The organism is Streptomyces sp. NPDC007162, assembly GCF_040634175.1.
Lineage (GTDB): Bacteria > Actinomycetota > Actinomycetes > Streptomycetales > Streptomycetaceae > Streptomyces.
Genome location: NZ_JBEYFC010001046.1, coordinates 1 through 1,167, shown reverse-complemented (window position 1 = coordinate 1,167; position 1,167 = coordinate 1). Strand labels below are relative to the sequence as shown.

2 pseudogenes are annotated in these 1,167 nt (G+C 74.1%); one reads left to right on the top strand and one right to left on the bottom strand.

The features are described from left to right. Positions 1-592: pseudogene (locus ABZ646_RS47040) on the top strand (glycoside hydrolase); the annotation flags it as partial. Between the two features lie 225 nt (positions 593-817). On the opposite strand, the pseudogene ABZ646_RS47035 reads toward ABZ646_RS47040, so the two are convergent. After that, positions 818-1,072 (bottom strand): annotated as a pseudogene (locus ABZ646_RS47035) (BTAD domain-containing putative transcriptional regulator); the annotation flags it as partial. Positions 1,073-1,167 lie beyond the last annotated feature (95 nt).

The following is a 1,167-nucleotide window of genomic DNA, read 5'->3' as shown; positions in this document are numbered from 1 at the left end:
GATGAACTCCCCCGGCCGCACGGGGTACATCGCATCGGAGGCGACCTGGCGCATGCTGTCCACGGACCACGGCGACCAGGTGGAGTCCCTGCTCGTGCGGGCCGGCGGCGACTGGGACCCGGGCGCCTACAAGGCGGCCTGCCCGGACGGACTACGGCTGGCCGGGCTCGCGCACTCCGGCGGGCGCGGTCTGTGCACCGACGTGGACGCGGGTGACCTGCGGGCGGCGGGCAGCGCCCGGACGGTGGTCACGGACGAGCGGTACGTCCCGGCGGGCGGCGACTGGGCGTCCGGGTACACCAAGTTCCAGTGCCCGGCGGGCCAGTTCGTGATCGGCTACAGCCGTCGGGGCGAACGGGTGTCGGCGGTGCTGTGCGTACCGGCCCGCGCGGCGTCGAGCGCGAGCGGCCGGACGCTGTGGTTCGACCGGTCCGACAGCAGGCCCGCCGACGGCGCGGGCGACGACTTCGCCCACGGCGCCTACAAGGGCCAGTGCGAGGCGGGCGAGTACATCGCGGGCGTCGCCTTCACCACCCGGGTCGGCACCACCCAGGGTCCCGCCGCCGTCCTGTGCGTCCCACTATCGTCCTGAGCGGGGCCCACCCCGAGCGCTCACGCCGATCGCCTCCCCGGCCAAGTCCCGCACTCCCCCCGCCTGGCACGCCGGTCGCCGCCCCCTCTCGGCCCGGGGTGGGCTTTCTCCGCGGGCGGCGCGGCGGTCGGCGGACCGGGGCCGGTGTGTGGGCGGTACCGTTCTTCTGGCTCGGCGGACGCCGCGGGTCACAGGACGGCACGCCACGCAGGAGCAGCCGCGATGTCAGGTCGCGATGGTCAACCGCACGGGCGGCGCCGGGGCGGCCGGGTCGTCGAGGTGCGGATCTGTACCGGGGTTGTCGGCAGCGGCCGCGAGGATGGCCTGCTGGAGGCGGCGCAGGCGGGGCGACGGCTCCAGGCCGAGCTCCCTGACCAGGAGAGTGCGCAGCTGCTGGTAGACGTGGAGGGCCTCGCCGCGTCGGCCGGAGCGGTAGAGGGCGAGCATCAACTGGGCATGCAGGTTCTCGTGGGTCCGGTATACGCGCCGTCGTCGAAGGGCAAACGTGGCCTTACGCGGCACTAGGTTGAGCCGGAGCCCATAGGCCAAGCCGCCGATCACTCCGATTGGCAAAA